The following is a 20,041-nucleotide window of genomic DNA, read 5'->3' as shown; positions in this document are numbered from 1 at the left end:
AAATCCTGCTGTCCGGACCAAGGGGATTTAATTTTTCTGTTTAGTGTATAAGCTTAAGGTTTGGCAGTGGTTATTCAGTCTGAAGCAGATTGAATTTTGTGGCTTCATCAAAACGGCGGACAGCTTTTGCGCCCAGTATTTCATACATAACCGCTTCACCTACAATCCAAGTATTAACCCCTGGCCTCAGGCAACCGGTGGTGGTTTTACCCATTCGGCCTAAAGCGGCATGGATATGCAGTTTGGGTGTACCGTCTTCACCAGGTGCTATTATACCCAACCCGGCTACTTCGTGGGCTCCGTCCAGCGGTATCAGGACAGGCTCAGGCGGATACTCACGGCTCTGGCGCGGCCCTACTACTACCTGCCCGCCCTCAATCCCGCCAATCAGTACCACCTGGGCATGGCTTATCTGCTGGGTGCGGGCAAAATCTTCCAGGCAGGTTGGCACTCTGTCGCCGTCTTCCAGCCGTATTATAAATACTCTTCCCAAACTTCCCTGACTGGCTTTCATTTTCTCTCTCCTTGAGTTATGTCTGTTAATAAAAAGACCGGCATAGTTTAGTATCTACACCGGTCCAGAAGTCATGCATGTAAAGCCTTTTGCTCTAGCTCCAGGAATTACCGTTTATAATCCAGCCGCCGGGGCTGAAGGTCATGGACAAGTCTTTGATGAATGAGCTGTAATGGGATATCTTTACCACATACGTTCCGCTTATCTGGGCCTGGAAAGCAAAGACATGCTCCGGAGTCAGCCAGTAGTCTCCAAACCAGTTGTCAATATATTCTCCGTCCGGACTAAATACCTCTACCCTCCACAAATGGCTGGAGTCAGAAAGGTTAAAGACACCGGTCAGGCCGGAATTTATGACTATATACTGCCCTGCTATCAGGTTTTTACTCCAGCTTATCCAAGTTGAGTCACCGATGCGGTTGGGCAGTACCATAGATGTTGACTGGATAATGGGGGCAAAATTGGCGGTTAAGGTGTAGTTTTTGTCCATGGTAATATTTATGGTGGCTGAGATATTAGTTAAGTCTCCTGTCCAACCTACAAACTGGTATCCGGGTGCAGCCTGAGCAGTCAGAGTGACGGTAGCCCCGTAATCAAAGTACTCTGTAGCCGGGCTGACAATGCCGGCTGAGGTAGGGGTAAGATTAACTGTAAGCAGTAGCAGAGGTACAAAATTGGCTACGATGTTTTTATCGGTATCCATAGTAATACTGACAGAGGGGTTGGTACCGCTTACGTCCCCGCTCCAGTAATCAAAACGGTAACCCGGCATGGGAGAGGTGGTAAGGCTAAGGATAGTGCCGGCATCAAAATCTCCGCTTATGGTACTAAGGCTACCGCCTGACTGGGGAGCGGTGCTGATATTCAGGTGGTGTTGCCTTATAAATGTAGCCGTTACAGATTTAGATGAATTCATACTCAGGCTGACAGATGGGTCTGTGCCGCTGGCATCCCCGCCCCAATAACCAAAGCGATATCCGTTGGCAGGCACAGCATTCAGGTCTACTCTTGAGCCGCCGCTGTAAGATGCTTGGTCAGGACTTAGATTGACTGTGCCGCCGCCGACAGGAGTTGTAGCAACATCTACAGAAAATCCCCAGGGCGGGAAATGTCCCGCCGCTAAACCCCAAGTGCCGAAAATCACTGCTATTATCAGCAGTGTGGTAAGGCTGATATTAAACCAGCCGGGCATTTTGAAGTGTTTTCTCTTCAGCTTGGCTTTGGCCTTTTTGCGCCGGTAAAAATAGTAGCCCGGTATTTTCTCCGATTGTGAAATCTCCGCCGGAGTTTCAAGTTCCAGCGGAGGTTCTTTATATTCATCTTCGGGCTCGAAGTTTTCTTTAGGGGATTCTTTGTAATCTTCGGGTTCAGGGTTTAGCTCTTTTTCAGCCATATCCTTCCAACCCTCCTCAATATATTGTCCCTTATTATAACTCTTTTTGTTCTAGCCTGATACGGGCAAAGTACAAACAAAGACCAATAATGACCACCGCTACCACCAATGCTCCCCAGGCCGGTTCACCACTGCCTGAGAGCAGTTGGGCAGACCAGCTGGAAAGGTTGCCGGGCAGATACTTGCCTATCCAGGGCAATTGGGTGGCCAGGCCTTGGGCTATGAGCAGTACCAGAGCAGTGCCGCCGGCCGCCAGAGAGCTTTTAAAAAAACTGGAGAAAAACAGGGTGACTGCCAGACAAAGCAGCAAAAACAGGGTCAGAAGGAGAGTGCTGCCTAAAAATGGTATAAACGCAAAATCGCCAATCAGCATCAGGGTATAGGCATAGCACAGGCCTGCGCTAAGCAGCATGGACACAAAGACTAGCATTCCCAGAGCCAGATATTTGGACATTACAAATGCCCCGCGGCTGACCGGTTTGGACAAAGTCAGCATGGCGGTCCCTTTTTCTTTCTCCCCTGAAATTGTACCCATGGTAATCAGTATGCAGATAAGTACCCCTACCTGAAGCATAGTCTGCCCAAACTCCTGCATGGACATAAGGGGGGTGGGATCAGGCATGTTGATGGGCATATCTGCTCCCTGTCCGCTAAACTCAATAATCTGGGGCAGATAGGCCAGCAGCAGCGGAGTGGATATGCCAAAGAAAACAAAGGCAATGCCCACAATAAGCATTTTATAGGTCTTCAGTTGCTCTCGCAGTTCTTTTTTGAATAAAACTTTCAGTCCGTTCATGCCTTTGCACCATTCCCTACAAGCTGGATAAATACATCTTCTATACTGGGGGTAGTAAGTTCATAATGGGTCAGGGTCAGTCCGCTTTGGGCAATCACCCCGGGTATTTCGGTTTTGGCTTTGGCAAGGTCACTGGCCTGTACATATAGTACTCTGACCTCACCTTCGGTTCGCACCTCGGCTGTTTTTATGTAAGGCATTTTTAAAAGCTGGGTGAGAATGGGGGTAGGTTCTTCTTCAAACTGGATTTCAAAGGCCGAAGTGGAGTATTTGCGTTTAAGTTCCTCCACACTAGCGGAGGTTATCAGCTTGCCTTCGTTTATGATAGCTACCCGGTCACATACTCTTTCCACATCTGAAAGTATATGGGTGGACATGAAAACGGTAGTATCCCCGCTTAAGCGCTCTATAAGGTTCAGTACATCCCTCCGCCCCATAGGGTCAAGGGCCGAGGTGGGTTCGTCCATAAAAAGCACTTCAGGTTTATTTACCAGTGCTTGGGCAATACCCAGGCGCTGTTTCATGCCCCGTGAGTACCCTCCAACCCGGCGTTTGCCGGCTTCGCTAAGGTCTACCAGCTCCAGCAATTCATCTGCCCGCAGGTTATTTTCTCTGGGGGATAATTTGTGGAGTTCGCCTGAAAAAAGCATAAATTCACGTCCCGTCATCCAGCTGTAAAAAGCAGGTACGTCCGGCAGAAAACCAATCTTGGAGCGGAGTGACAGGTTTCGGGGTGTTACTTCTTCTCCGGATACATAGGCCTTGCCGGAAGTAGGTTGGGAAAGCCCGGTAAGCATTCGGACAGCGGTAGTCTTGCCTGCCCCGTTCGGGCCTAAAAAACCGAAAACCCGGTTTTTCTCAACTGCAAGATCCAGTCCGTCCAGGGCGGTAAAATCACCGAATTTCTTGGTCAGCTTTTGGCAAAGTATAGCATCCAAAGCTTAGTCTTCCTCCCGTCCCAGAGTCAGGTAGATTATCGGGCCTATAATGCCTGCAAATACAATTATCACCGCCCAAATCCACTTGTTATTCCAGCGGACTTTGGGGCGTTTGACTAGGTCTATCACCGCTATTATCAGCAGTATCAGCTGGAGGACAACAAGGGGAGCAATAAGTGCCCAGTTAATATCCATTTTATTTTTCCTGCCTTTTTATTCCACTATTACGGCTGTGCCGTAAGCCATTACTTCAGAAGCATTTTGCATCACCGCCGAGGTGGAAAAGCGGACACAGATTATAGCGTTAGCCCCTTTTTCCTTGGCATCGGCTTCCATGCGTTTCAGGGCCTCGTTTCGGGCTTCGTCCAGCATCTGAGTGTATTCCTCAATTTCGCCGCCCACAATGCTACGCAGGCTGGCCATGATATCCTTGCCTATGTGCTTGGCCCGGATAGTGTTTCCCTTTACCAGACCCAGATTCTTTATAATTTTGTGTCCGGCTACAGCTTCGGTATTTGTCATTATCATTTGGCTTTAGTCTCCTTCTTCATTTCATTTGCCAGTTCGGCATTTGCCCTTTCTATTTGGGCTTTTGCCTGGTCCAGCTGGGTTTGCATGGCGGACAGCTGGTCAGCTCTCATCACCGCAAACGCATTCTGCTGGGGGTTTCCCATAAAAATAACCTGGTCTCCGGGGTGGATATTGAATATCTTGCGGAATTTTACCGGTATGACTATCTGCCCCTTCGCTCCCACCGAACCCGAACCGTAAAAGATTTCCATTTGCTGCGGGTTCATCTATATTCCTCCTGTTCAAGTACTACAAGTAATACATATCTTACTAGTACGAATAGTATAACAAGTATTACTAAAATGCAAGACCCTGCGGAAAATATTTCTAATAAACTGCAGTTTACGTATGGACTGATATAAATAAAGGGGTTTTAAAGGGATTGAAAGCCGGGTTTGAGACGACGGTAGGTATCTGCCGGAGATTCGTTCTGGACCTTGGTCTGGCCGATAACCGGCATGAAGTTGGTATCTCCGTTCCAGCGGGGCACAATGTGAGTGTGTATGTGTTTGTCTATACCGGCACCGCCTACCCGCCCCAGATTCATGCCTATATTAAAGCCTTCAGGTTTGTATTCGTTTTTGAGGATTGCTACCGCCCGGTAGACTAAACGGTAATGTTCGTTACGTTCTTCCTCTGTCAGCTCTTCCGGAGCGGAGGTATGGCGGAAGGGCACAACCATAAGGTGTCCGGTATTGTAAGGAAAGGCATTAAGGATAACAAAGTTGTATTTGCCGCGGAAAAGTATCAGGTTTTTACGGTCTTCATTTACAGCCGGAAAGGTGCAGAAGATACAGCCGGTATCTTCGTTTTTAACCGCCTGTTCTATATATTTCGCCCGCCAGGGTGCCCACAAATTATCCATTTCATCTCCTTGCCTGTTTATGATTTTAAACGTAAAAATCCCTTAAGTCAAAGAGTATTTGAGGTGTGTAATAAATAAAATAGATACAGGGGGTTTGTGAGGCGAAGCAGGCTATGATAAAATGTTATATTTAGCGCATCTATTACAGGGGGTATAATTACGTGGGAAAAATTTTCATAATTGACGTTACCAATAGAGACGGTGTCCAAACGGCTCGTCTCGGCCTTTCCAAACTGGAAAAAACCCTGATAAACATTTATCTGGACGAGATGGGTATATTCCAGTCTGAGTTTGGCTTTCCCACCACCAAACATGAGCGCGGTTATGTTGAAGCCAATCTTGAGCTGGCCAAAATGGGCGTTATCAAGAATTTGCGTCTGGAAGGCTGGATAAGGGCTATCGTGGCTGATGTAGACCTGGCTTTCCGCCGGGCACCCAGCCTTAAACACCTGAATTTGTCTATATCCACTTCGGAACAGATGATAAACGGCAAGTTTCAGGGTCGCAAGGTTTTTAAAGATATAATTGAAGATATGACTATTGCCGTCAATGCCGCTTATGCCAAGGGGGCTGAGACAGTGGGGGTAAACGCCGAAGATGCCTCCCGTACCTCCATTGTAAACCTGATAGAATTTGCCAAGGCGGCCAAAGAGGTGGGTGCTACCCGCCTGCGTTACTGTGACACTCTGGGTTATGACAACCCTTTTACCATATACGAAACCGCCCGCACTTTGGCGGAAAAGGTGGGAATGCCCATAGAGATTCATTGCCATGGTGACTTGGGTATGGCCATAGGTAACTCTTTGGCCGGTGCCAAGGGTGTTATTGACGGCGGACAGGACGTGTACGTAAACACCACCGTAAACGGTATTGGTGAGCGGGCCGGCAATGCAGACCTGGTAGCCTTCCTGCTGGCTATACTGAAGTCAAAGGGCTTTGGTGAAAAATACCAGCTGGGCCATGAGGTAAACCTTTCCAAGGCCTGGAAGATAGCCCGCTTTGCTTCATATGCTTTTGATGTGGAAATACCCATAAACCAGCCGGGAGTGGGACGTAACTGTTTTGCCCATGCCTCCGGCATACATGCTGACGGTGTTATCAAAGATTCTCAAAACTACGAGCTTTACGGCTACGAAGAACTGGGACGGGGTGAAGCCCTGATGGTGGAAACCGGGCGTGAAATCTGTGCCGGCCAGTATAGCGGCATCTCAGGCTTCCGCCATGTCATGGGCAATATGTCTGTGGAACTGCCTGAAGACAAAGACGAAGCCAACAAGATACTGGAACTGGTGCGTTATGCCAACGTAGAGGCCCATAAACCTCTGGTTGAAGACGAACTTATCTTTATTGCCAAATATCCGGAGATAAGCCGTCGCCTGCTAACCCTGACACCGCTTATGAATGACTAATCAGACAGATGATAAAAGGGGGGTCACCACCCCCCTTTTTGTTTGGAGAAAAAATGAATGTGCAAATGAAACCTATCGGCACTGTCATAAATGCTATTACCCAAAAACCTGAACAAATGTTTAAATGGGAAGATGTGGTTTCTGAAATACATCTAAAACCGGAACTGGCCGAAGGGCTTACCCGTATAGAGGAATTTTCCCACCTGAATATTATCTGGTCTCCCCATCAGTCCCCGCCCGAGGGCATGGCCTTGCTGGTTTACCCCAGAGGTCAAACAGAGTTTGGTAAAGTAGGGGTTTTTGCCAGCCGCTCTCCCTTTCGCCCCAACCCCATCGCCAAGACTCTGGTCAGGTTGCTTGAGCATAAAGGCAACGTGCTAAAAGTGAAAGGGCTGGATGCCATTAACGGTACGCCGGTACTGGATATTAAACCCTTTATTACAGATTATGACTCTGACAAAGAGGCAACGGTAGCACCTTGGATAAAGAAAACTTAGCCCAAAATCTGGCTGATATATACCAGCGTCTTTTAAAGAAATACGGCCCTCAGCACTGGTGGCCGGCCGAAAGCCGGTTTGAAATGATGGCGGGTGCAGTACTTACCCAGAGTGCCGCTTGGACAAACGTTGAAAAGGCTATTTCAAGGCTGAAAGAGGCTAATTTGCTCTCGGCAGAGGCTATATTGCAGGCCGCTGACAGCGCTCTGGCTGAATCTATCCGTCCCTCAGGCTACTTTAATGTAAAAGTCCGCAAACTGAAAGCCCTGTCAAATTGGCTTCAGACTGGCTGCGGCGGACAAGCTGAAAAACTGCTGGAGATAGAGAGTAGTGTTCTTCGTGATGAATTGCTGAGTGTGTGGGGCATAGGTGAAGAAACAGCCGACTCCATACTTTTATATGCCTGCGGAAAGCCCGTTTTTGTTATAGATGCTTATACCCGAAGGATTTTCAGCCGTTTGGGTCTGACGGAAAAGGAAGCGGGTTATGACCGTCTTCAAAGGCTTTTTACGGCAAATCTGGCCGCTGATGCCGCCCTTTATAACGAATACCATGCCCTTATAGTCAGGCATGCCAAAGAGCATTGCAGGGTCAAACCCGGTTGTGAAGGGTGTGTACTGAAAGATGTTTGCCGTTTTGACTATCGGGAATAAATTTTGCGGCAGGTGAGGACGGGTTATTAAATACCCAGACCTTCTTTATGGGCAGCGGTATTGCGGTTTATCCAGACAGAGCGGCTTCGTATATCCCGGTCAAGAAACATGCGGTTAAATACAAGCTCAGCTTTGGAAACGGTGCTGGAGTATTCGCTGTCAGGTGCCATCAGGCGGCGGACAATCATAATCAAAAAAAGCCCCGCAAAACCCCAGGTTACCGTCTGGTGTTCCTGTACGCCAAAAAAACCGTGAAAATACCCTGACATAACCGGCAGCGCCCCTACTCCCAGAAAAACCCCCGGAGCCATTTTTTTGAAAAAACCGAAGGTGAGTGCAGTACTCAGCGCTATCAATGCCGGAACAGGAGCCATCACCAGAGCCACTCCCAGTGAGGTGGCAATACCTCTTCCCCCGTTAAAGCGGAGGAAGACCGGCCAGTTATGCCCGGCAATGGTAAGCAGGCCGACTATTATTTGTTGCCAGAGCTCCAGCCCCAGCCAGCCGGCCAACAGGATCATAATAGCCCCTTTGGAAACATCAAAAACAAAAACCGCCAGCCCCAGTTTCTTGCCGGCTGTTTTAATCACATTGGAAGCACCGACATTGCCGCTTCCGTAACGGCGGATATCTATACCCCGCCGCCACCTTGAAAGCAGATATGCCATGGGGATAGCCCCTACCAGATAGCCTGCCGGTATCATAATAAGAAATACAGGGCTCATTCCATATCCTCCGCCAGGCCTTTTGCCTTAATTTCACGGGCTTTGGCAATAAGTTTTTTAGCATCCTGCATGGGTACTTCCGCCCCGCCGATGGGTGTTTCGGTAAGTTCGTCCAGACCGTGGTAATCGCTACCGCCGGTAGTCAGTAGTTTGTGTTTGGCGGCAAGTTTGACTAAGCCGTCTATTTGCTGGGGGTTGAACCCCCCGTAGTGGCATTCCAAACCCATCAGCCCGGCCTGAACCAGCCGTTCCACCATGGGTTCGTGATCCATTATGGTCAGGGGGTGGGCCATAACCGGTATCCCTCCGCAGTTTAGCACCAGCCGGACGGCTTCTTCGGGGCCCATTTTTATCCGTTCAACATAGGCCGGGCCGCCCCGACCTATGTATTTTTCAAAGGCCTCGCCCATGTTCTGGATATAGCCCTTTTCCAGCAGGGCAGTGGCAATATGCGGCCGTCCCACAGTGCCTTCACCGGCAATTTCGGAAACTCTCTGCCAGCTTATTTCCATACCCAGTTCATTAAGTTTTATTACCATGTCACGGGCGCGTTCCACTCTGGAGCGGCGCATTTCAGTCAGAGTTTCATTCAAAAACGGGTCTTTGTAATCTACAAAATACCCCAGAATGTGGACATCCCCACCGCTGTAATCAGTGCTGATTTCCACCCCGGGTATAACCCTTAGTTTGGGGTATTTTCGGGCAGTCTGTATGGCAAGGCCAATTCCGTCCAGATTGTCATGGTCACATATGGCAATATACTCCATATGTACTTTGGCGGCTTTGGCAATAATATTCTCAGGTGAGTGAACACCGTCTGAAACGGTGGTGTGGATATGCAGGTCTACTTTAGAAGCCATTTCTAGCTTATCTCCCGGTAAATGCGTTCGATACTTGTGGCCAGTCCGGTTTTGGTGTTTACCGTAACCACTACGGCATTAAGCATTACCCTGCCTTGGGCTACACTCAGGCGGCCGGGTATACCGGTCAAAAAACGCTGGATAACCGAATCAGGTTCATCCCCTATTATCGAATCAATAGGCCCTACCATGCCAATATCACTGACATATGCAGTGCCTTTGGGCAGCAAACGGGTATCACAAGTGGCTACGTGGGTATGAGTGCCCAGTACGGCGCTTACCCTTCCGTCCAGATAAAACCCCAGTGCCATTTTTTCGGATGTGGCTTCCGCATGAAAGTCTACAATAATGGCAGATGGTTTGAAATTCAGCTTGGTAATAAGGTTGTCAATACTGCGGAAGGGGCAGTCTATGTCGTACATAAAGGTACGACCCATCAGGTTTACAACCAGAACCTTGTTTTTCAGGATGTAGCCCTGACCGGGCACGCCCGGAGGGTAATTTAAGGGGCGGATAACCGGCAGGCTTTCGTCTTCCATTACAGTGGCAATGTCACGGTGTTTCCAGACATGATTGCCGGTGGTAATCACGTCTGCCCCGGCTGATATAAGGTCTTGGGCGGTGGCCGGGGTTATACCAATACCCCCGGCCGTATTTTCTCCGTTTATAACGGTAAAATCTATCTTGTATTCCTGTTTCAGTCCCGGCAAGATATCCCGCAGGGCATCCCGTCCCGGCTTGCCAATGACATCACCGATTACCAGTATTTTCATCATTACCTGCTTTACTTGGCAAAGTCTACGGATCTGGTTTCCCGTATAACGGTAACTTTAATCTGTCCGGGGTATTCCAGCCCATCTTCAATCCTCTTGACGATATCTCTGGCCAGCCGCATAGCTCCCAGATCATCAATCTCATCAGGTTTTACCATTATCCGCACTTCACGTCCTGCCTGGATAGCAAAGGATTTTTCAACCCCTTTGAAGCTGTCGGCAATCTCTTCAAGAGCCTTCAGACGTTTGATGTAGTTTTCCAGTGATTCGCGGCGGGCACCGGGTCTGGCCGAAGAAATGGCATCTGCAGCAGATACTATAAAGCCCCAGATGGAAACGGTGGGGGTGTCAAAGTGATGTTCCGCCACACCTTTAATAACTTCGGGAGATTTTTCCCACTGTTTAACCATGTCTGCGCCTATCTGGGTATGGGTGCCTTCCACGTCTCGGTCAACCGCTTTGCCTATATCATGCAGAAAGCCGGCCCGGCGGGCAAGGGTAACATTTACACCCAGCTCACTGCCTATCATGCCGGACATCTGGGCTACTTCTATGCTGTGCTGAAGTACATTCTGGCCGTAACTGGTGCGGTATTTCAGCCGTCCCATTACCTTGATTATTTCGGGTCGCAGTCCGTGAACGCCTGCCTGGTAGGCAGCCTGTTCACCGGAAGCTATCATAGCGGCTTCAACTTCCTCTTTGGCCTTGGTTACCACTTCTTCAATGCGGGCCGGGTGAATACGCCCGTCAATGATAAGTTTTGAAAGTGCCTGACGGGCAACTTCACGCCGCACCGGGTCAAAACTGGAAATAGTAACTGCCTCCGGGGTGTCATCTATTATCAGGTCTACGCCGGTTGCCTGTTCCAAAGCCCGTATATTGCGGCCTTCGCGGCCAATCAGCCTGCCCTTCATTTCGTCACTGGGCAGGGGTACGACATTAGTAGTGGTTTCGGTAACTACGTCAGAGGCACAACGCTGGATAGCCTGGGAAACAACCTCGCGGGCTTTTTCATCCGCTTCGGCTTTTATTTTTATCTCCCACTCACGCAGGCGGCGGGAGGTTTCCTGTTGCATTTCGCCTTCCAGCATTTCAAGCAGGCTCGTTTTGGCCTGTTCAGTGGTCATGTTGGCCACTTCTTCCAGGCGTTTTAGTTCGTTTTCGCGTATTTCTTCAATTTGAGATTGGGTTTCGTCAATGCTTTTTTCCCGGTTGGTTAAAGACTGTTCACGCTGTTCAAGGTTTTCCAGCTTGCGGTCCAGCGCCTCTGTTTTTTGGATAACCCTGTTTTCCTGTTTGGCCAGTTCAGAACGGCGTTCCTTAAGTTCAGTTTCGGCGGAATTGCGAGTCTTGTCAGCCTCGCGCTTGGCTTCCACCAGCACATCCTTAGCTTCCAGTTTGGAATCAGCCAGCATTTTGGTAGCTTTACGCTGGGCAATACGAAGCTGGCGGTTCATAATGAAGCCCCTGAATACGAATAGTGCCATACCGCCGAACACTATACCTATAATAAAACTGAAAAAGATAGCCAGAATAGCAGACAAAGGCAAACCGGTGGTGGTAGCCGGCGCTGTCTCCATAAAAAACTCGAACATATATATAAACCCCTTTCTTTAGAAGCTCTCTTCAACGGGGGTATCAGAGAGCCATGACTATGTAAGACCTAAAATTCGTCTATTGGATCGTTTCCATATTCATTCCACAGGCGGGAAACGGTACGGCTAATTACCTCGTAGCTGAAGCCTCGCCTTAGTAAAAACTGGCTGAGGCGCTGGCGGAATATGTGGTAATTGTCTTTGGGCAGGTTTTTTGCTTTGGTTTCGGCTGCCCTGTAAGCACTGTCCACTTCATCAACAGTGCTTACCACGGTTTCAATTATTTCGCTGGATATACCCTTTCTCTTGAGTTCCAGTGAGGTCAAGCTGCGGCTGCGGGGACGGAATGACTGGCGATTGTCATTCCAGAACTGGGCGAAAGCCTGGTCATTTACCAGCCCCTGTTCTTTCAGCTTGGCTAATATGGAATCAATATCCTGACTGCAAAACCCTCGCCTTACCAGTTTTTGGGCCAGTTCAGACTGGCTGCGCGGGCGATAGGATAAATAACCCATGGCTGCTTCGTAGCAACTTTGGCAATTATCTATAAGCTTCAGAGTTTCAATTTGGCTGGAGCTCAGTTCCTGGTCTACTTTCAGGCCTTCCCTTTCACATACTTTGAGAGACAGGCTGAAGAACTCCTTGCCGTCCAGAGAAATTTTACACCTCTGGTTCCCGCCCCGGGTTTTCCTGATGGCCGTTATGATTGGCATTTAATCCCCCAAAAAAAGACAAAGCCGAGACACACTCTGCCTCAGCCCCCAAATAGATAAAGATGCCTTTTTACGTAAAGCTATGGATTAATCGCCATCGCCAATACTGCAAAGGGTGACCGCTGAGGCACGTATTTTTTCTTCAATTTCTTGCGCCAGATCCGGGTTTGCCGCCAGATAGTTTTTGGCGCTCTCTCTGCCTTGCCCCAGGCGAATGTCACCATAGGAAAAGAAAGCCCCTGCTTTCCTTATAACTTCACTGCTTACGCCTAAATCAATAAGGTTGCCCTCGCGGCTGATACCGGAGTCAAACATGATATCAAATTCGGCTGTCCTGAAAGGAGGAGCAACCTTATTTTTTACCACTTTGGCTCTTACGCGTGTACCAACAGCTACGGTACCCTGCTTGATGGTTTCTATGCGCCTTAGATCTATACGCACCGAACTGTAAAACTTGAGCGCCCGGCCGCCGGGGGTGACTTCGGGATTGCCGAACATAACACCCACCTTTTCTCTTAACTGGTTAATAAAGACAACGGCCGTTCTGGTTTGCCCGATGGAAGCGGTCAATTTTCGCAGGGCCTGAGACATAAGCCTGGCCTGCAAACCTACATGTGAGTCACCCATGTCGCCTTCTATTTCAGCTTTGGGTACCAGCGCCGCCACACTGTCAATCACGATTACACCTATGGCAGCACTTCTCACCAGCTCTTCGGCAATACCAAGCGCTTCTTCGCCGGTATCCGGTTGAGATATTAAAAGCTCATCCAGATTAACCCCGCAGGTTGAAGCGTATTTAGGATCAAGGGCATGTTCCACGTCTATATAGGCGGCTTTTTCACCCATTTTTTGGGCCTGGGCAATAATGTGTTGGGCAAGAGTAGTCTTGCCAGAGCCTTCAGGACCGAATATTTCAGCTACCCGGCCTCTGGGAATCCCGCCAACGCCCAGGGCAATATCAAGTGCCAGTGAACTTGTAGGAATGAACTCAACTGTTTGCCGGAAGGAAGGGTCGCTCAACTTCATTATTGAACCCTTGCCAAAGCGTTTTTCTATTATGCCTACAGTGAGTTCCAGAGCCTTATCTTTTTCCGTGGTCATTTCGCCTCGTTTTCTAGTCAAAATGATAGCATATAGTAAGTTATTCTACAATAAGCCCTTGACTTTTTAGCCCTTTGGCATGAGTGAAAACGGCCTTGTCCAGACCTTGAGTCAAGGGTATGGTTAGTCAGGCTGGTAGAGTACCGAGCTATCCGGTGACTCCCAGACCTCTACCCCCCAAAGCTCAACACCCTTCTTGTTGATAACTGTTTTCAGCTTGTCATATATGTCTTTGGCTATATTTTCGGCCGATGGATTGATGTTGTCAAAGGGTGTCAAGTCATTCAGGCAGGTGTGGTCATAGCTTTGCAGAACCTCATTCAGGCGGGTTTTCAGGAGACTGAAATCAGCTCCCATGCCGCATTCATCCAGCTCTCCGGTTTTAATCTTCAGGGCTACTTCGTAGCGGTGGCCGTGCAGGTTTTCGCACTTACCCTTATATCCCCGCAGAAAATGGGCGGCTTCAAAATGTTTTTTTATACTCAGATAATACATTATTCGTCCTCGTCGTCGTCATAATCGTCTCTGCTGTCCTCAGGCAGGTATGAAAACGGACGGATAGACTGGCCGGAAGGCAGTTCCTCAAGCAAATCCGACAGGCTGGAGCGGCTGCCCGGGTAGATAAAATCAGCTGCCAGTTCCACCAGCGGTAACATTACAAAAGCCCTTTCGGTCAAGTGGGGATGAGGTATGGTCAGGGTGGGCGTATTTAAGCGTTTTTGGCCGTACAGCAGGATATCAATATCTATTAGGCGGGGCTGGTTATGGCTGTTTTGGCTTCGGCCCATCTCTTTTTCCACCTTTTGGGTAAATGCCAAAAGGTCCGGAGGTGAAAGCTCTGTGCGGGCTTCTATAACCATATTTAAAAAGTTCGTCTGGGGAGGGCAGTTCAGCGGTTCGGTTTCATATATAGTGGAACAGCTGGTGATAACGATTTTTTCTGAAAGACGGGTCTGGGCATCTTTCAGGTATTGTTCACGGGTTCCGGTGTTTGACCCCAGTCCCAAATATATTATTTCCATATTTTACCCCTTATAACAGCATCGCTCATCTGGCAGACCCGTCTCATCCGGGCCACGTCATGCACCCTTACAATATCCACCCCTCCCCCTATCCCCAGGGCAACGGTGGCGGCCGTGCCTTCAAGCCGTTCGTTAGGTGGGGTATCCAGCACCTGCCCTATCAGGGATTTGCGGGAAGTACCCAGCAGTACAGGCAGATTAAGGGTTTTCAGTTCTGACAGACGGCGGACAATCTCCAGATTCTGTTCCAAAGTTTTACCGAAACCCACCCCCGGGTCAATTATAATATTTTGGGCTGGTACACCCCGCTCCAGCAGTTTCAGGGCGGTAGATTTCAGTTCGCAGATGACTGCCTCCATAATGTCTTCCACAGGGTGTTCCCGCTGGTTAGAGGTTATTACCCAGCCAGATCGGCTTTTGGCCGCCAGTTCAAAAAGTGAAGGGTCTTTTTGTAAACCCCAGACATCATTTACTATGCAGGCACCCGCCTTCAGGGCTTCCTCAGCCACTTCACGGCGGTAGGTATCTATGCTTATGGGGATATCCAGATTCCGCACTATAAGACGTATAGCCAGAATTACCCGGCCCAGTTCTTCTTCGGTGCTTACAGGCGGGCAGTTCGGGCGGGTACTTTCACCGCCTATATCCAGTATATCCGCCCCTTCTTTTACAAAGCGGCGGGCCTGTTCCAGTGCCGCTTCGGGGTTAGCACCCAGTCCGTCACCCGAAAATGAGTCCGGAGTGACATTTACAATGCCCATTATATAGGTACGCTCTCCCCAGCCAAATTGCTTTGAGCCGAAGTGGCTGCTTACGGGTTTTGTAATGGGTAAATTCATCACCTTTGTCCTCTATACTGATTATCTCAGCAAATGCTCAAAGGAGCAAGAAAATGCTATCAAACAGCCGTAATTTCCAAGCACGAAAGGGCCTTTTAAAAGCTTTTTACGGCTAAACTAATTTGTTATGTAGTTTGACAAGCTAAATTTTAGCGAGTATCATAAAACGTTGGTTGTGAGTATTTGCTATATTTACAATTAAGCCTCAGTCTAAACTCATTTTCAGGTTTAATTTAGGAGGTTACACATGCCTAAGATTGGTCCTATGGAAATTCTTATCATTGTCCTTTTGGTTGTGGTAGTTTTCGGTGTAGGCAAACTTCCTCAGGTTGGAGATGCTATCGGCAAGGGTATCAGGAACTTCAGAAAAGCGTCCACCGGTGAAGACGCTAAGGAAGAAGTTGAAACCAAGGAAGAAACCAAGCCCGCTGAAAAATCCGAATAGTCCAAATATAAATTGGGATGAGCCCCTTCCTTGAGAATAGGAAGGGATTTGTTTAGCGAACCTGTAAAAGGTTCAAAATAGGAGGTGGGCTATGCCTAAGATTGGTCCTATAGAAATACTTATCATTGTGCTCCTAGTTGTGGTGGTATTCGGTGCCAGCCGTATTCCTAAAGTAGGCGAATCACTGGGTAAAGCCCTGCATAATATCCGCAAGAAGAACGACTTTGAAGAAGAAACCCCCAAACCGAAGGTTGTTAAAAAACTTGAGGATGATGTGGTTTCTGCCAAGATAAATGAAAAGATAGCTGAGACTAAAAAAGAGTCTTAAGCCCTTTACTTAGGGTGTTTTCTTCATAAGGCTTAAAAGTAAAATTCGTTGGTAATTTGAAATAAGGCGTTAAATTATGGATTTTCTGGGAATTGGCTTCGGTGAAATTATTATCGTGCTTATTGTGGCCACGCTCATTTTCGGGCCCGGCAAGATACCTGAATTTGCCCGTCAGATTGGCCAGTTCGTTAATTCTTTCCGCAAAGTAACCGGTGAAATGACCAGAGATTTTACCCGGGCTATTGATGCTGAGAATTTGGCATCTCCCGGTAAAAAGAAAACCGGCAGTTCTACCAGTACCTCCACCAGTAAATCCAAATCGCTTGATAACTTTTTAAATGGACCTGGAAGCGGGGGTAAAGCGTGAGTACTAAAAACGAAACTCCCGAAGTAGAGGAAGAAGAACCCCCTGAAGAAGTAAAAGCCAAGGGCAAGATGCCCATTGGCGGGCATTTTAACGAACTTCGCCAGCGTTTTACCCGCGGGATAATTGCACTGGTTGTGGGCGTAATGGCGGCCTTTTTCTTTGCCACACCTATAATAGGGTTTCTGACCGCTCCCGGCGGCCCGGATTTCAAACCGGCTCAGTTGGGGGTTATGGAATATGCCTCGGTCTTTTTCAATGTATCACTCTGGGCAGGATTCATTCTTGCCTCTCCTTATATACTCTACCAGTTGATTGCTTTTATTACCCCGGCACTCAACCGCAACGAAAAGAAATTTATCTTCATATCCATACCGGCAGTGACCGTGATGTTTCTGGCAGGTTTGGCCTTCGCATATTATGTAGCTTTGCCGCCCGCTTTAAACATTCTGTTGCACTGGGGTGATGACGTGGTGCTTACCGTGGTGGGCATCAAAGACTATATGAATGTAGTTACCCGGATACTTATTGCTCTGGGGCTTATATTTGAGACCCCCTTTATCATTATGGTACTGGCCAGACTGGGTGTTGTATCCCCAAAGTGGCTGGCCTCAAAACGTAAAATCTGGGTGGTAATTGCCTTTGTCATTGCCGCTCTTATAACCCCCACTTTTGACCCCGTAAACCAGACTATTATGGCCGGTCCGTTAATCGTCCTTTATGAGATATCTATTTGGCTGTCGAAACTGGTCTACCGCAAGAAGAGGGAAGTAATCGAGTCTAAGTAATCCACAGGGAAACCCCTGACTTATTTGAATTTCTCTAATAGATTAGAGTAAACTAAGTGTATCTTGAAGAGGCTTGAATAAAGCCTCTCTCCTTATTTATCCATTTTGAATGGTAAGTGATTGAATAATTCAAACCGGTTTAGCCCAAATTGCAGCAGGATAGTTACTTTGCTGGCTCTTTTAAGCTTGGGATTGGCCGCTTTGTATGGTTTTACCCATCAGGATTTAGGTTACCAGGAATACATTCCTCAGGTAGTACCGGAAAATTCTGAATATACCGAACTGATAGCTACCAGTCAGGGCGTGCTTTATGCCATACTGGATGACGAAGGTCAGCTCCAAAGCTATGTTACTATTTCACAGGGACAGGGTTATGGCGGTCCGTTGCTGGTTGCTCTTGACTGGAGCCTTGACGGCATTATCCTGCAGATATCTGTTCCCGTTCATCACGAAGATCTTCCCTGGTGGCGGGTTCTTGAAGCCAGACATTTTTTTGACCAGTACATAGGCCGGGGTTACGAAGAGCCTATCCAGATACACGAAGATATAGACGCTGTTTCCGGTTCTACCGTTTCTTCAAACGGGGTGGCTATGGCGGTCAAAGCCGGAAGGCTTCTGGTAGTAAAAGAACTTGGATCCGACTATAAAGACCCGCTTCCGGGTATAAAATTTGGTTTGCCCGAATTAATGGTATGTTTAGGGATTGCATTTGTCTTTTGGGTACGTACCTTCAGGCCGTTTAAAAACCCAAAATATGCCCGTTATCTGGCTTTGACCTATAGCTTCTTTATAGTGGGTATCTGGCTTTCGGTACCCCTTAGTCTAAACAATATATCCAGTTTTCTGGTAGGTTATGCCCCCAGTGTTGAGCAATTTATCATCTTTTATATTGTGGTCTGGGGAATACTGGGATTGGCTATTCTCTTTGGCAAAAACTATTACTGTTATTGGTTATGCCCTTTCGCCGCCGTTCAAGAAGGGCTTCATTTCATAGGTGAGGGGGTTTCTCCCTCTGCCAAAACCCAGAAACGTTTTAAATGGGTACGCTATGCGCTCCTTTGGCTGGCACTGATGCTGGTTTTTGTATTCAGAGCACCCAATGTATCCGGGTTTGAGCCTTGGAATCTATTTTTCAGCCTCAAAGGTGACTTTCCGGAATGGATACTGCTGATAGCCACACTTGCAGGTGCTCTGCTGTTTTACAATTTCTGGTGTAATTATCTTTGCCCTGTAGGGGCTTCACTGGATATAATAATAAAGGCGCGTAAATGGGTGGGGAATAAATGGAACAGCCTGTTAAAGAAAAAAGCAAGGCGATAGATATTTTCCTGATTGTCATGGTGTCATTCTGTGTACTTATCAGTCTGGTGGTCATGTTTGTAAAGGCCTCGGGTCTGATAGATTAAATTATTCGGGTTCAAAGGGAGACCTCTGGCGTGCCCCTGAGCTTGCCAAGGGAATATATGCGTGATAAACTAACTATTTAGTTGTAGTATTATCAGTGAATTATTTATCTAATAATAGTTATTAATAAACAATCATTTCTGGGGTACGCAGACTAGTAGTGGGGTGTCTCAGAAAGTGAGGCGGTCATTATATGCAGAGCAGTTTCTGGAAGCTACACGGTAAAAAAGCGCTTATAATATTTGCCATCCTTACGGTGGTGATAGCCGGAGTGATAGGCAAAGTTTCAGCTTCGCCTGATGTTGAGCAGTATCTATCCAAGGTTGTTCCGGAAGCCGCCAGCTTCAAAAAACTGGCTGACCGGGCGTCAGATGATCTTTATCTCTTCGGTGCCCTTGACTCTGACGGCAACCAGATTGCTTTTGTTACTTCCGGCAAGGGTTTGGGTTATGCCGGCCCTATGACGGTAGTGGTGGCATGGAGCAATGATGGCGTTATTTTGGCTATGGATGTTCCCCAAACCAACGATACCCCTGCCTGGTATAACAGACTTGCCGCCAATGATTATTTTTCCCAGTTTATCGGGCGTTCTTATCAAGATCCTCTTCAGCTGAATGAAGATATCAATGCAGTTTCCGGAGCTACCCGCTCTTCAACCGGTGTTGATACCGGTGTCCGTGAAGGCCGCCTGATACTTTCTGAACAGCTTGGCAACCCCTATCCAGTTCCGCCTGAACCTATCAATTTCGGGCTGGCCGAGGTGTTTTTTATCGCCGGTATTTTGGCCGTATTTGCCTTGCGCATGATACCGTCTTTACGCAAAGTACATGTCCTTCGTTACCTCAGTCTACTGGTCGGACTGGCGGTATTTGGTATCTGGCTGTCTGTACCGCTTAGCCTGGTCAACTTTATCGTTTTCCCCACTGGCTTTGCACCCAGCTGGCAGAGCAATATGCTCTTGTACCTTATGGTCTTTGGTATCATAGGGGCAGCGCTTGCCTTCGGTAAAAACCTTTGGTGTTTCTGGATGTGTCCGTTCTCTGCCATTCAGGAGGGCTTGAATTTTATCGGCGGCGGCCGTACCCGTCCCATTACCCGCACTCAGCTTGTTATGCGAAACACCCGTTACGTGATTCTCTGGCTGATAGTGGTACTGGTTCTGGTTTTCCAGTCCCCTTCACTGGCCGTATTTGAACCTTGGAACACTATCTTTAGCCTTAAGGGCGCGCTAGACCAGTGGCTTCTGGTGATAGCCACTCTGGGCGTGTCTCTCTTCATCCATGATTTCTGGTGTCATTATCTTTGCCCGGTGGGCGCTACTATGGATATCATACTTAAAATACGGAAAAGCACTATTGGGCTGGTTAATAAATTTTCCGGCAAATAGCTTTAGATTTAGTGACAATAAGTTTTTTACCATCACCAGATCCGGTTCTTTTTTAAGGGTTT

At 48.0% G+C, this 20,041-nt stretch carries 27 protein-coding genes; 10 read left to right on the top strand and 17 right to left on the bottom strand.

The window, feature by feature from the left end; translation table 11 throughout:
* Positions 1-70: 70 nt before the first annotated feature.
* The 8 genes from X794_RS07140 to X794_RS07105 form a co-directional block, all read right to left on the bottom strand.
* Positions 71-514 (bottom strand): PPC domain-containing DNA-binding protein, encoded by a 444-nt coding sequence (locus tag X794_RS07140; RefSeq protein ID WP_041344599.1) that lies wholly within the window; start codon positions 512-514, stop codon positions 71-73.
* A gap of 94 nt (positions 515-608) precedes the next feature.
* Positions 609-1,907 (bottom strand): InlB B-repeat-containing protein, encoded by a 1,299-nt coding sequence (locus X794_RS07135; protein ID WP_011310056.1) that lies wholly within the window; start codon positions 1,905-1,907, stop codon positions 609-611.
* A 34-nt stretch (positions 1,908-1,941) separates the two neighbouring features.
* Positions 1,942-2,703, bottom strand: coding sequence for an ABC transporter permease (locus tag X794_RS07130; protein WP_011310055.1), 762 nt, complete (start codon positions 2,701-2,703; stop codon positions 1,942-1,944).
* Complete coding sequence (locus X794_RS07125; protein WP_011310054.1) at positions 2,700-3,641, bottom strand: ATP-binding cassette domain-containing protein; 942 nt, start codon at positions 3,639-3,641, stop codon at positions 2,700-2,702. The genes X794_RS07130 and X794_RS07125 overlap by 4 nt, the downstream gene beginning before the upstream one ends.
* A 3-nt stretch (positions 3,642-3,644) precedes the next feature.
* On the bottom strand, positions 3,645-3,836 hold the full coding sequence (locus tag X794_RS07120; RefSeq protein WP_011310053.1) for a PLDc N-terminal domain-containing protein: 192 nt from the start codon (positions 3,834-3,836) through the stop codon (positions 3,645-3,647).
* A gap of 18 nt (positions 3,837-3,854) precedes the next feature.
* The gene (locus tag X794_RS07115) at positions 3,855-4,169 is read right to left on the bottom strand and encodes a YbjQ family protein (protein ID WP_011310052.1); all 315 of its coding nucleotides are present in this window, start codon (positions 4,167-4,169) and stop codon (positions 3,855-3,857) included.
* Positions 4,166-4,438, bottom strand: coding sequence for an AbrB/MazE/SpoVT family DNA-binding domain-containing protein (locus X794_RS07110; RefSeq protein WP_012034256.1), 273 nt, complete (start codon positions 4,436-4,438; stop codon positions 4,166-4,168). Before X794_RS07110 ends, X794_RS07115 begins: the two co-directional genes overlap by 4 nt.
* 146 nt (positions 4,439-4,584) lie before the next feature.
* A complete protein-coding gene (locus tag X794_RS07105) occupies positions 4,585-5,076 on the bottom strand; it encodes an HIT family protein (protein WP_012034255.1) in 492 nt (163 codons plus the stop codon).
* 161 nt (positions 5,077-5,237) lie between these two features.
* Between X794_RS07105 and X794_RS07100 the strand changes: the two genes are divergently transcribed.
* The 3 genes from X794_RS07100 to X794_RS07090 are packed head-to-tail and all read left to right on the top strand — an operon-like array spanning position 5,238 to position 7,635.
* A complete protein-coding gene (locus X794_RS07100; protein ID WP_012034254.1) occupies positions 5,238-6,485 on the top strand; it encodes a homocitrate synthase/isopropylmalate synthase family protein in 1,248 nt (415 codons plus the stop codon).
* A 53-nt stretch (positions 6,486-6,538) separates the two neighbouring features.
* Positions 6,539-6,982, top strand: a complete 444-nt coding sequence (gene tsaA, locus X794_RS07095; RefSeq protein WP_012034253.1) for a tRNA (N6-threonylcarbamoyladenosine(37)-N6)-methyltransferase TrmO — start codon at positions 6,539-6,541, stop codon at positions 6,980-6,982.
* Positions 6,964-7,635 (top strand): endonuclease III domain-containing protein, encoded by a 672-nt coding sequence (locus tag X794_RS07090; protein WP_012034252.1) that lies wholly within the window; start codon positions 6,964-6,966, stop codon positions 7,633-7,635. Before tsaA ends, X794_RS07090 begins: the two co-directional genes overlap by 19 nt.
* A gap of 26 nt (positions 7,636-7,661) precedes the next feature.
* Here the strand turns inward: X794_RS07090 and X794_RS07085 are convergent, their stop codons facing one another.
* From X794_RS07085 to folP, 9 genes are all read right to left on the bottom strand, one after another.
* On the bottom strand, positions 7,662-8,360 hold the full coding sequence (locus X794_RS07085) for a glycerol-3-phosphate acyltransferase (RefSeq protein ID WP_034376977.1): 699 nt from the start codon (positions 8,358-8,360) through the stop codon (positions 7,662-7,664).
* Positions 8,357-9,220 (bottom strand): PHP domain-containing protein, encoded by an 864-nt coding sequence (locus X794_RS07080; protein WP_012034250.1) that lies wholly within the window; start codon positions 9,218-9,220, stop codon positions 8,357-8,359. Before X794_RS07080 ends, X794_RS07085 begins: the two co-directional genes overlap by 4 nt.
* A 2-nt stretch (positions 9,221-9,222) precedes the next feature.
* Complete coding sequence (locus X794_RS07075; RefSeq protein WP_011310044.1) at positions 9,223-9,993, bottom strand: TIGR00282 family metallophosphoesterase; 771 nt, start codon at positions 9,991-9,993, stop codon at positions 9,223-9,225.
* A gap of 11 nt (positions 9,994-10,004) precedes the next feature.
* Positions 10,005-11,588: a ribonuclease Y gene (gene rny, locus X794_RS07070; protein ID WP_011310043.1), complete on the bottom strand. Its 1,584-nt coding sequence runs from the start codon at positions 11,586-11,588 to the stop codon at positions 10,005-10,007.
* Positions 11,589-11,656: 68 nt separating this feature from the next.
* A complete protein-coding gene (locus tag X794_RS07065; protein ID WP_011310042.1) occupies positions 11,657-12,301 on the bottom strand; it encodes a regulatory protein RecX in 645 nt (214 codons plus the stop codon).
* Between the two features lie 87 nt (positions 12,302-12,388).
* On the bottom strand, positions 12,389-13,402 hold the full coding sequence (gene recA / locus X794_RS07060) for a recombinase RecA (RefSeq protein WP_011310041.1): 1,014 nt from the start codon (positions 13,400-13,402) through the stop codon (positions 12,389-12,391).
* Positions 13,403-13,525: 123 nt separating this feature from the next.
* Complete coding sequence (gene queD / locus X794_RS07055) at positions 13,526-13,897, bottom strand: 6-carboxytetrahydropterin synthase QueD (protein ID WP_015408053.1); 372 nt, start codon at positions 13,895-13,897, stop codon at positions 13,526-13,528.
* Positions 13,897-14,424 (bottom strand): 2-amino-4-hydroxy-6-hydroxymethyldihydropteridine diphosphokinase, encoded by a 528-nt coding sequence (gene folK / locus X794_RS07050; RefSeq protein WP_012034247.1) that lies wholly within the window; start codon positions 14,422-14,424, stop codon positions 13,897-13,899. The genes queD and folK overlap by 1 nt, the downstream gene beginning before the upstream one ends.
* On the bottom strand, positions 14,415-15,263 hold the full coding sequence (gene folP, locus X794_RS07045; RefSeq protein ID WP_012034246.1) for a dihydropteroate synthase: 849 nt from the start codon (positions 15,261-15,263) through the stop codon (positions 14,415-14,417). Before folP ends, folK begins: the two co-directional genes overlap by 10 nt.
* Before the next feature lie 247 nt (positions 15,264-15,510).
* Here folP and tatA point away from each other — a divergent pair, with 247 nt between their 5' ends.
* The 7 genes from tatA to X794_RS07015 all read left to right on the top strand — a co-directional run bounded on the left by tatA (position 15,511) and on the right by X794_RS07015 (position 19,979).
* Positions 15,511-15,708 carry a twin-arginine translocase TatA/TatE family subunit gene (tatA, locus tag X794_RS07040; protein WP_011310037.1) on the top strand — a complete coding sequence of 66 codons (198 nt, stop codon included), beginning with the start codon at positions 15,511-15,513 and terminating at the stop codon, positions 15,706-15,708.
* Between the two features lie 91 nt (positions 15,709-15,799).
* Positions 15,800-16,036, top strand: a complete 237-nt coding sequence (locus tag X794_RS07035; RefSeq protein ID WP_034376979.1) for a twin-arginine translocase TatA/TatE family subunit — start codon at positions 15,800-15,802, stop codon at positions 16,034-16,036.
* A gap of 76 nt (positions 16,037-16,112) precedes the next feature.
* A complete protein-coding gene (locus X794_RS07030) occupies positions 16,113-16,403 on the top strand; it encodes a Sec-independent protein translocase subunit TatA/TatB (protein WP_011310035.1) in 291 nt (96 codons plus the stop codon).
* Positions 16,400-17,188, top strand: a complete 789-nt coding sequence (tatC, locus tag X794_RS07025) for a twin-arginine translocase subunit TatC (protein ID WP_011310034.1) — start codon at positions 16,400-16,402, stop codon at positions 17,186-17,188. Before X794_RS07030 ends, tatC begins: the two co-directional genes overlap by 4 nt.
* 168 nt (positions 17,189-17,356) lie before the next feature.
* A complete protein-coding gene (locus X794_RS07020; protein ID WP_012034245.1) occupies positions 17,357-18,508 on the top strand; it encodes an FMN-binding protein in 1,152 nt (383 codons plus the stop codon).
* Positions 18,472-18,594, top strand: a complete 123-nt coding sequence (locus X794_RS07485; RefSeq protein WP_011310032.1) for a hypothetical protein — start codon at positions 18,472-18,474, stop codon at positions 18,592-18,594. The genes X794_RS07020 and X794_RS07485 overlap by 37 nt, the downstream gene beginning before the upstream one ends.
* A gap of 191 nt (positions 18,595-18,785) precedes the next feature.
* Positions 18,786-19,979 (top strand): 4Fe-4S binding protein, encoded by a 1,194-nt coding sequence (locus X794_RS07015; protein WP_011310031.1) that lies wholly within the window; start codon positions 18,786-18,788, stop codon positions 19,977-19,979.
* Positions 19,980-20,041: the final 62 nt, after the last annotated feature.

The organism is Dehalococcoides mccartyi CG5 (assembly GCF_000830885.1).
Lineage (GTDB): Bacteria > Chloroflexota > Dehalococcoidia > Dehalococcoidales > Dehalococcoidaceae > Dehalococcoides > Dehalococcoides mccartyi_B.
The sequence above is the reverse complement of the archived record's forward strand: the minus strand, read 5'-3'. Positions and strand labels throughout refer to the sequence as shown.

Bases quoted from the DNA above. Each gene is read 5' to 3' on its own strand.
- tatA (WP_011310037.1), top strand. From the start codon at position 15,511: ATGCCTAAGATTGGTCCTATGGAAATTCTTATCATTGTCCTTTTGGTT.
- X794_RS07030 (WP_011310035.1), top strand. From the start codon at position 16,113: ATGGATTTTCTGGGAATTGGCTTCGGTGAAATTATTATCGTGCTTATT.
- rny (WP_011310043.1), bottom strand. From the start codon at position 11,588: ATGTTCGAGTTTTTTATGGAGACAGCGCCGGCTACCACCACCGGTTTG.
- folK (WP_012034247.1), bottom strand. From the start codon at position 14,424: ATGGAAATAATATATTTGGGACTGGGGTCAAACACCGGAACCCGTGAA.
- X794_RS07035 (WP_034376979.1), top strand. From the start codon at position 15,800: ATGCCTAAGATTGGTCCTATAGAAATACTTATCATTGTGCTCCTAGTT.
- X794_RS07085 (WP_034376977.1), bottom strand. From the start codon at position 8,360: ATGAGCCCTGTATTTCTTATTATGATACCGGCAGGCTATCTGGTAGGG.
- folP (WP_012034246.1), bottom strand. From the start codon at position 15,263: ATGAATTTACCCATTACAAAACCCGTAAGCAGCCACTTCGGCTCAAAG.
- X794_RS07130 (WP_011310055.1), bottom strand. From the start codon at position 2,703: ATGAACGGACTGAAAGTTTTATTCAAAAAAGAACTGCGAGAGCAACTG.
- X794_RS07080 (WP_012034250.1), bottom strand. From the start codon at position 9,220: ATGGCTTCTAAAGTAGACCTGCATATCCACACCACCGTTTCAGACGGT.
- X794_RS07140 (WP_041344599.1), bottom strand. From the start codon at position 514: ATGAAAGCCAGTCAGGGAAGTTTGGGAAGAGTATTTATAATACGGCTG.
- X794_RS07075 (WP_011310044.1), bottom strand. From the start codon at position 9,993: ATGAAAATACTGGTAATCGGTGATGTCATTGGCAAGCCGGGACGGGAT.
- recA (WP_011310041.1), bottom strand. From the start codon at position 13,402: ATGACCACGGAAAAAGATAAGGCTCTGGAACTCACTGTAGGCATAATA.
- X794_RS07015 (WP_011310031.1), top strand. From the start codon at position 18,786: ATGCAGAGCAGTTTCTGGAAGCTACACGGTAAAAAAGCGCTTATAATA.
- X794_RS07120 (WP_011310053.1), bottom strand. From the start codon at position 3,836: ATGGATATTAACTGGGCACTTATTGCTCCCCTTGTTGTCCTCCAGCTG.
- X794_RS07105 (WP_012034255.1), bottom strand. From the start codon at position 5,076: ATGGATAATTTGTGGGCACCCTGGCGGGCGAAATATATAGAACAGGCG.
- X794_RS07135 (WP_011310056.1), bottom strand. From the start codon at position 1,907: ATGGCTGAAAAAGAGCTAAACCCTGAACCCGAAGATTACAAAGAATCC.
- tsaA (WP_012034253.1), top strand. From the start codon at position 6,539: ATGAATGTGCAAATGAAACCTATCGGCACTGTCATAAATGCTATTACC.
- X794_RS07065 (WP_011310042.1), bottom strand. From the start codon at position 12,301: ATGCCAATCATAACGGCCATCAGGAAAACCCGGGGCGGGAACCAGAGG.
- X794_RS07115 (WP_011310052.1), bottom strand. From the start codon at position 4,169: ATGATAATGACAAATACCGAAGCTGTAGCCGGACACAAAATTATAAAG.
- X794_RS07110 (WP_012034256.1), bottom strand. From the start codon at position 4,438: ATGAACCCGCAGCAAATGGAAATCTTTTACGGTTCGGGTTCGGTGGGA.
- X794_RS07485 (WP_011310032.1), top strand. From the start codon at position 18,472: ATGGAACAGCCTGTTAAAGAAAAAAGCAAGGCGATAGATATTTTCCTG.
- queD (WP_015408053.1), bottom strand. From the start codon at position 13,897: ATGTATTATCTGAGTATAAAAAAACATTTTGAAGCCGCCCATTTTCTG.